We start from the raw sequence: 8,366 nt of genomic DNA on the forward strand, positions 1-8,366 counted from the left end.
CTGGCGGTGAAGGCAGTGCTTGTCGTCAGACAGCGCGGTGTGCAGCGAGCTGCAGCCAGGTGTCGACCACCGTATCCGGATTCAGCGAAATGGTCTGGATGCCTTCATCCATCAGCCATTCGGCGAAGTCGGCGTGGTCGGACGGGCCCTGGCCACAGATCCCCACGTATTTGTCGAGCTTGTTGGCGGCCTTGATTGCCATTGACAGCAACTGCTTGACCGCCGGATCGCGCTCGTCGAAGGCATGTGCCACCAGGCCGGAGTCACGGTCCAGGCCAAGGGTGAGCTGGGTCAGGTCGTTCGAGCCGATCGAGAAGCCGTCGAAATACTGCAGGAACTGCTCGGCGAGCAGGGCATTGGACGGAATTTCGCACATCATGATCAGCTTCAGATCGTTTGCGCCACGCTTGAGGCCGTGCTGGGCGAGTAGATCGACGACGCCCGCCGCTTCTTCGAGGTTGCGCACGAAGGGAATCATGATCTGGACGTTGGTCAGCCCGAGCTCGTTACGCACCTTCTTCATCGCCGCCACTTCCATCTCGAAGCAATCACGGAAGGTGTGGGCAATGTAACGCGAGGCGCCGCGGAAACCGAGCATCGGGTTCTCTTCTTCGGGCTCGTAGATTTCCCCGCCCAGCAGCTTGCGATATTCGTTCGACTTGAAGTCCGACATGCGCACGATGACGGGCTTGGGGTAGAAGGCTGCGGCAATGGTGGCCACGCCTTCGACCAGCTTCTCGATGAAGAACTGCTTCGGTGTTGCGTAACCACGCGAACGGCGATTGATCTCGTCACGCAGGCTGGCCGGCACCTGGCCGAGGTCGAGGATCGCCTTCGGATGGATGCCGATCATGTTGTTGATGACGAACTCGAGACGCGCGAGACCCACACCCTCGTTGGGGATCTGTGCGAACTCGAAGGCGAGCTCGGGGTTGCCCACGTTCATCATGATCTTGACCGGAATCTCGGGCAGATTGCCCATGTCGGTGGTGATGACCTCGAACTCCAGCTTGCCGCGGTACACATAGCCGGTGTCGCCTTCGGCGCAGGACACGGTGACCGATTCACCCTCATGCAGGACGTCGGTCGCATTGCCGCAACCCACGATCGCCGGAATGCCCAGCTCGCGCGCGATGATGGCAGCGTGGCAGGTGCGCCCGCCACGGTTGGTGACGATGGCGGCGGCACGCTTCATCACCGGCTCCCAGTTGGGATCGGTCATGTCGGTGACGAGCACGTCGCCCGGCTGCACGCGGTTCATCTCGGAAGCGTCACTGACCACGCGCACCACGCCGGCACCGATCTTCTGGCCGATGGCACGCCCGTGGGTCATGGCCTTGCCGTACTGCTTGAGACGGTACTTTTCCATCACCAGACCGGTGTTCTGACTCTTCACGGTCTCCGGACGCGCCTGCAGGATGTAGAGCTTGCCGTCGTCGCCATCCTTGCCCCACTCGATGTCCATCGGGCGGCCGTAGTGCTGCTCGATGACGACCGCGTAGCGGGCGAGCTCGAGCACATCCTCGTCGCTGAGCGAGAAACGGTTGCGGTCGGCCTCGGGCACGTCGACGGTGCGCACGGACTTGCCCGCCACAGCCTTGTCGGTGAAGATCATCTTGATCAGCTTGGAGCCCAGGTTGCGGCGGATGATCGCCGGTTTGCCCAGCGCCAGCGTGGGCTTGTGTACGTAGAACTCGTCCGGGTTGACCGCGCCCTGCACCACGGTCTCGCCCAGACCGAAAGAGGCGGTGATGAACACCACCTGATCGAAGCCGGACTCGGTATCGATCGAGAACATCACCCCCGAGGCCCCGGAGTCCGAACGCACCATGCGCTGCACGCCGGCCGAGAGCGCGACGTCGGCATGGGCGAAGTCCTTGTGCACGCGGTAAGCGATGGCCCTGTCGTTGTACAGCGACGCAAACACCTCCTTCATCGCATGCAGGATGTTCTCGTAGCCGTGGATGTTGAGGAAAGTCTCCTGCTGGCCAGCAAAGGAGGCGTCAGGCAGGTCTTCGGCGGTGGCCGACGAGCGCACGGCGAAACTGCCCTCGCCTTCTGCGGTAATCTTGTCGTAAGCGGTCTTTATTTCGGCTGCAAGCCGGTCCGGGAAAGGCAGCTCGATGATCCATTCACGAATCTGCGCACCGGTTTTGACCAGGGCATCGACATCATCGACATCGAGCGCATCAAGCGCGGCGTTGATACGATCGGCGAGGCCATTGTGAGCCAGGAACTCACGGTAGGCATCTGCGGTGGTCGCAAAGCCGCCCGGCACACGCACGTTGGAAGGCAGCTGGCTGATCATCTCGCCAAGCGAGGCGTTCTTGCCGCCGACCTTGTCGACGTCGGTCATGCGCAGTTCGTTGAATGGGATCACATAGCGAGTCATGGATGAGCTTCCGCAAAGAGGGAGATAGAAAGCAAAATCTGATTTTAACGTTTTATTGTGCTCTGCCGCACGACAGGGTTTGCCCCAATACTCGCCCGGCCAGGTGGCCGGCGATCACAGGTACACATCATGAGTGAAGCACCCATCCGCACTGTATTCTTTGTCTCGGACGGCACCGGAATTACCGCCGAAACCCTTGGCCACAGCCTGCTTGCCCAGTTTCCGGAAGGAAAATTCAGGCAGGTGCGCGCCCCATTCATCGACAATATCGACAAGGCCATCGACTGCGCCGCACACATTCGTGAAGCCACTGCGGCCGACGGCATACGCCCGATCGTGTTCAGCACCCTGGTCAATGAGACCACGGTTGCTGCATTGCACAAGGCTGACGCCTTGTTTCTGGACCTGTTTGACCGCTTCATCGGCCCCCTCGAGGCCGAACTCGGCCAGCGCTCGACGCACGCGGTTGGCCGTTTTCACGGCATCGCCGACAGCATGAACTACAAAAACCGCATCGAGGCGATCAATTTCGCCATGGCCCACGATGACGGCGTCTCGAATGTCGGCGAACTGGCAGAGGCGGACGTCGTCCTCGTCGGCGTATCACGTTCGGGCAAGACCCCTACCAGTCTTTATCTGGCAATGCAGTTCGGCGTCAAGGCGGCGAATTATCCGCTCATCCCCGAAGACTTCGAGCGCAACAAGCTGCCAGGGGAGCTGCACAAGTACCGTGACAAGCTGTTCGGCCTCACCATCGCCCCAGAGCGCCTGTCGCAGATCCGCCAGGAGCGCCGCCCGAACAGTCGCTACGCATCACTGGAAAACTGCCGCTATGAAATCGACTCTGCACAAAAGCTGATGCGACGCGAGAACATCCGCTGGCTCGAGTCGACAACCAAATCGATCGAAGAAATCTCCGCCACCATCCTGCAGACCGTGCGCGTCGATCGTCCCGGCTTCTGAACCCCCTGCCAGGCCGTAATCAGCCCCTCACGCGCGCATCAGCGGCGAGGCGAGCCCGTTCGGCTAGAATACGGCTTGATGCGCCCGCCCTTCCGGAGCAGGCGCTACCGAACAGAGCAACAGGAGCTCGCAATGAAAAGAACGCGCCTCAAGCGCCGTGGCGGCCTCGGACGTGTCGCAGAACAACTGGCCTGGCTCGCCAGCAGCGTCGCCGAATCGGGCAGCCGGGTCGAGGACCGTTACTGGGAAATGAAGCTGGGCGGCGTCCTTGACCAGCATCTCGCCACAAACGACGAAGAAGCGCTCAACGCCGCGCTCGATCATCTGTACAGCACCGAAGCGCGCGCCTACGACGAACTCGCCGACTCCATCGAGTCACGTGCCGAGTGCGCCGCCGGCGCCTTCCCCGAGCACGACGTCGTCCTCATCGCCGCCCCCATTCTGGCCTGGTCGCGCTACCGTATCCCGGCGGCGGTCGTGCCGCCCGCCGTACTTGCCAATCTGCGTGTCCACCTGCGCGCCCATGTGCTGGCACAAGGTGCTCGTCTGGCGGTCGCAGACTTCCTCTTCAGCCCCGATCAGCTGCCTCAGGGTTACTGCGCCACCGCTGAGTTCTCCAAGGTGCTGGGCGCGGCGGCGATGGGCGACCACGACCTGCGCATCGACACCACGGGCATGCCCGAAACCACCCACTTCCTGTCCGACACCCGTTACCTGCTGGCTGCGGTCGCCGTGCCACGTGGCTCCGCCCTCTTTCATTGGCAAGAGGAAGGTGGCAGCCGCGATAGCGCACGGGAGCAATGGCGGCGGCAAGGCGGTGCCTGCCTGGCGCCCCTGCTGCCGGGCTGTGCCGTCGAACTGGTGCTGCCGGAATCCTATTTTGCGGCGAGCAGGGCCGCGGACAAGGACAGCCGCCCCTACTCGGTGCGCGCCTCGGTGGCCTATCTGGGCACAGCGCTCGAGACTCCGGCGGCCAACCTGCGCGCCGTCATCGCCTCCTTCTGGGACCGCGAGCTGGAGGAATACCGCATCGGCTTCACCACCCACGACAGCGACCAGGTCCTGCACGGCGTGGTCTGGCCCTTGCTGGGTGCGGAGGATGAGGAAGCCGACGGCAGCTCACAGATCGAGGCGGTATTGCGCGAATCGGGCATCAACGACGTACTTCATCTCGAACACCACTTCCCGCTCGAGTACTGCGACGACTGCGGTGCGCCGATGTACCCCTCACCCGAGGGTGAGCTCATCCATGCCGAAATGCCCGAAGAGCACATGGAACAAATGCCGCGCCATCTGCACTAAGCGCTTGCATCCTCATTACCCGGACGGACAACCATGAGCCGCAGCATCGAAAAGCCCGACGCCGACTGGCGCGCCCAGTTAAGCGACACGCAATACCACGTGACCCGCGAGAAAGGCACCGAACGCGCCTTCAGCGGTCAGTACTGGGACACCTGGGACAAGGGCGCGTACAACTGCGTGTGCTGCGGCGCGCCTCTGTTCCGCTCCGAAGACAAGTTCGACGCCGGCTGCGGCTGGCCCAGCTTTTCCAGCGCAGCCGAACCCGACAACATCGACACCGAGACCGATCGCAGTCATTTCATGGTGCGCACCGAGGTAATGTGCAAGCAATGTGGCGCCCACCTCGGGCACGTCTTCGAAGATGGCCCCCAACCCACCGGTCTGCGCTACTGCATCAATTCCGCATCGGTCGATCTGCAAAAGGACGCAGAGTAAAACTCGGGAGGATTGGACTCCCAAGCCTTTCCGCCCGCTCCGAAGAAAAAAAAACCCGCGCCAGCCTTTCGGCCGCGCGGGTTTTTTTGTTGGGATGGAGACTGCGCTTACACGCGTTCCCACACCGTGGTGATGCCCTGGCCGCCACCGATGCACATGGTGGCAACGCCGTAACGCCCGTTGGTACGGATCAGCTCATGGAGCAGCTTGGTGATGATCACCGAGCCCGTCGCGCCCACCGGGTGGCCGAGCGCAATGGCGCCGCCGTTCGGGTTCACCTTGGCGGTGTCCAGACCCAGCCCACGATTGACCGTGATCGACTGCGCAGCAAAGGCTTCGTTGGATTCGATCACATCGATCTGATCCAGCTTCAGGCCGGCGCGTTGCAGCGCAAGCTTGGTCGCCGGGATCGGGCCTTCGCCCATGATCTCGTTGGGCACACCCGAAATCGCGTAAGACACCAGACGCGCGATCGGCTTCTGCCCGGCGGAGGCCGCCTTGGCGGCATCGGCCAGCACCAGGAAGGCAGCGGCGTCGTTGATGCCCGATGCATTGCCGGCGGTGACTGAGCCATCCTTCTTGAACGCCGGCTTCATCTTGCCCAGCGCTTCCAGGGTGCTCATGCGCGGGTGCTCGTCAGTGTCGAACACCACGGTGCCCTTGCGCGTCTCGAAGGTGATGGGGACGATCTGGCTCTTGAAACGACCTTCGGCGATGGCCGCTGCGGCGCGCTTTTGCGACTCGAGCGCGAACGCGTCCTGATCCTCACGCGTGATGCCGTGCTTGGTGCACAGATTTTCAGCGGTAATGCCCATGTGACCGACGCCGAACGGGTCGGTCAGCACTGCAACCATGGAGTCGATGGCCTTGGTGTCGCCCATGCGCGCACCGTTGCGCAGGGCGGGCATCAGGTAGGCGCCACGCGACATCACTTCAACACCGCCACCAATGGCATAGTCGGCGTCACCGAGCATGATCGCCTGCGCCGAGCTGATGATGGCCTGCTGCGCGGAACCGCACAGACGGCTGACCTGGAACGCAACCGAATCCATCGACATGCCGGCATTGATGGTGGCAACGCGTGAAACATAGGCGTAGCGGGCGTCGGTCGGAATGCAGTGACCCACGGAGGCAAACGACACCGCGTGCGGATCAACGCCTGCACGCGCGATGGCTTCCTTGATCACCACCGCGCCGAGATCGGACGGCTCCATGTCCTTCAGCGAGCCACCAAAACCACCGACCGCGGAACGAACAGCACTCAGAACAACGACTTCACGATTTGCCATGCGAACTCCCTCCTAGGAAATCGAACAATGACCTGCTCACCAGCCAGCCAGACTGACCAGGGTAAGCAGGAACAAACACACCAGCAGCGCCCGCCAGATCAGGCCTACCGTACTTTGCATATGGTCGGCACTCGCCTCGTCACCCTGCCCCATTTCGGGCCGGGTAAGGAACTCACCGGACTCATGAATCGGCATGCCAAGCCTGACGCCCAGCGCGCCGCCTCCACTTGCGATCAGTATAGCGGACGACTTCTCCGGCCACAGCACCGCCTGCGTACGCCAGCAATAAATGGCGTCCTCGAAATCACCGACCACTGAAAACGAGGCGGCAGTCAGTCGCACCGGCAACCAGTCGATCAACTGAAACGCACGCTTTGCGAAGCGCCCGGCGTCGGCCAGCCTGGGTTCCGGCCGACACCCCCAGTCATCGGCAAAGAAGCGCGCCAGACGGTACATCACTGCCCCACTCGGCCCCGGCAGAATGACGAACCAGAATGCCACGCCGAATACCGTGCGATGCGCCTCCACCAGAGCCTGTTCGATTGCCAGCCGCGCCACCTCGCTCGGGGTGGCACGCAGGTACTGCGCACCACGCCATTCACCCAGCAGCCCGCGTGCGCGCTCGATCTCACCCATGCGCAAGGCCAGGTGAATGTCGCTGAAATACTGGCTCTCATGGCGAAAGCCCATGCTGAGATAGAGCACCACGACGTTGAATGCGAAGGCAAGTACCGGCTGCAGCTCCCACAACAGGTAGGAGGCCAGTGCGGTGACGAAGCCGGCAGCCATCACCACCAGCACCCAACTCAGACGCCCCATGCCGGCCGGCCCATTGCTGAAGCGGGACAGCAGGACGGTGGACAGCTTGCGCAAGGGCCCCAGCAGCAAACAATGGGCCGAAAGCGGACGCAACTGCTCGGCGAGCAGCGCAAAAATCAGCGAAAAAAGAGTCATGCGGAAGTCAGGACAAACGTTGAAAGGGCCGCGTGCACCGCGTGCGAGGAAAAAAAGCACAAAGCCCCAGGTGGGCCGCAGGCTGAGGATGCTGGCAGCGCTAGCCGCCCGCCGGCGGCTCGCCATGCATCAGTCGATAGAGCGACATGATGATCCCCGCGGTCGCGCCCCAGATGTAATGCCTGTCATAAGGCATCGCATGAAAATCGACCATTCGCCCCTGAAACTCCATGCTATGGCGTTGATGATTGGCGGGATTGAGAAAATGCGTGAGCGGCACCTCGAAAGCCTCGGCCACTTCGAAGGCATCAAGCGTGAGTTTGAAAGGACGATGAACCAGCCCTATCAAGGGGGTAATGCAAAACCCCGTCCCGGTGTAATAGTCGGGCAAGGAGCCCAGGATCTCGACGTGTCGCCGATTGAGACCAACTTCCTCTTCGGTCTCACGCAGCGCCGTTTCCAGCGTCGACTTATCCGCAGCCTCCACCCGACCGCCAGGAAAACTGATTTGCCCAGGATGGTGACGAAGATGATCGGTACGCTTGGTCAGCAAGACCGACGCCCCGTCCGAGCTCACGACCAATGGAACCAGAACCGCCGCAGGCGTGTGCGCACCCTCGAAGCCGACCTCAGGAAAGTCGCCACTCACGAGCCTGGTTCTGGGTTGCCCAAGCACGCGCCGGAGTTCCTCCAGCTGCTGCGGGCCGGGAATGCTGCTGCTCACACGATGTGTCCCTAGTAAGGCTTCCTGAGCGTGAGCCTTGATCGCTAAAAAACCCCAGCCCCATCACCCAGGAAGAACTCCTATCCAATCAAACACGATGAGGGGGATGTTCAAGCATCATCTCATCGCTGCTACCAACAATATCAGCCGAGTCGCGGCGAATCCAGGCTCAGCGCCAAGGCCCTGAACAAATTCCAGTCCTCCAGGCAAAGGCCGCACAATGGCGTTGGTGCACTATTAACAAACGCTTATATAACAATGGCCTAGATTCTGAGATTTTGGCATGATTCGCCCCTTTCCCCCGTCC

Annotated in this window: 7 protein-coding genes; 3 read left to right on the top strand and 4 right to left on the bottom strand. The window is 61.9% G+C overall.

Going from position 1 to position 8,366, the window contains the following annotated elements; genetic code table 11:
- Positions 1 to 25: 25 nt before the first annotated feature.
- Complete coding sequence (gene ppsA, locus M622_RS29180; protein ID WP_021249180.1) at positions 26 to 2,392, bottom strand: phosphoenolpyruvate synthase; 2,367 nt, start codon at positions 2,390 to 2,392, stop codon at positions 26 to 28.
- Between the two features lie 129 nt (positions 2,393 to 2,521).
- Here ppsA and ppsR point away from each other — a divergent pair, with 129 nt between their 5' ends.
- The 3 genes from ppsR to msrB all read left to right on the top strand — a co-directional run bounded on the left by ppsR (position 2,522) and on the right by msrB (position 5,092).
- Entirely contained in the window at positions 2,522 to 3,355 is an 834-nt protein-coding gene (gene ppsR / locus M622_RS29185; protein WP_021249181.1) for a posphoenolpyruvate synthetase regulatory kinase/phosphorylase PpsR, read from the top strand.
- A 132-nt stretch (positions 3,356 to 3,487) separates the two neighbouring features.
- The gene (locus tag M622_RS29190) at positions 3,488 to 4,657 is read left to right on the top strand and encodes a DUF2863 family protein (protein WP_021249182.1); all 1,170 of its coding nucleotides are present in this window, start codon (positions 3,488 to 3,490) and stop codon (positions 4,655 to 4,657) included.
- A 33-nt stretch (positions 4,658 to 4,690) separates the two neighbouring features.
- On the top strand, positions 4,691 to 5,092 hold the full coding sequence (gene msrB / locus M622_RS29195) for a peptide-methionine (R)-S-oxide reductase MsrB (protein WP_021249183.1): 402 nt from the start codon (positions 4,691 to 4,693) through the stop codon (positions 5,090 to 5,092).
- 107 nt (positions 5,093 to 5,199) lie between these two features.
- On the opposite strand, the gene M622_RS29200 is transcribed toward msrB, so the two are convergent.
- The 3 genes from M622_RS29200 to M622_RS29210 all read right to left on the bottom strand — a co-directional run bounded on the left by M622_RS29200 (position 5,200) and on the right by M622_RS29210 (position 8,059).
- Positions 5,200 to 6,381: an acetyl-CoA C-acyltransferase family protein gene (locus M622_RS29200; RefSeq protein WP_021249184.1), complete on the bottom strand. Its 1,182-nt coding sequence runs from the start codon at positions 6,379 to 6,381 to the stop codon at positions 5,200 to 5,202.
- 36 nt (positions 6,382 to 6,417) lie between these two features.
- Positions 6,418 to 7,335: a CobD/CbiB family protein gene (locus M622_RS29205; RefSeq protein WP_031346773.1), complete on the bottom strand. Its 918-nt coding sequence runs from the start codon at positions 7,333 to 7,335 to the stop codon at positions 6,418 to 6,420.
- A 100-nt stretch (positions 7,336 to 7,435) separates the two neighbouring features.
- Positions 7,436 to 8,059, bottom strand: coding sequence for a CoA pyrophosphatase (locus M622_RS29210; RefSeq protein WP_021249186.1), 624 nt, complete (start codon positions 8,057 to 8,059; stop codon positions 7,436 to 7,438).
- Between the last annotated feature and the right edge of the window lie 307 nt (positions 8,060 to 8,366).

The sequence above is a fragment of the Thauera terpenica 58Eu genome, assembly GCF_000443165.1.
In the GTDB taxonomy this organism is placed as follows: domain Bacteria; phylum Pseudomonadota; class Gammaproteobacteria; order Burkholderiales; family Rhodocyclaceae; genus Thauera; species Thauera terpenica.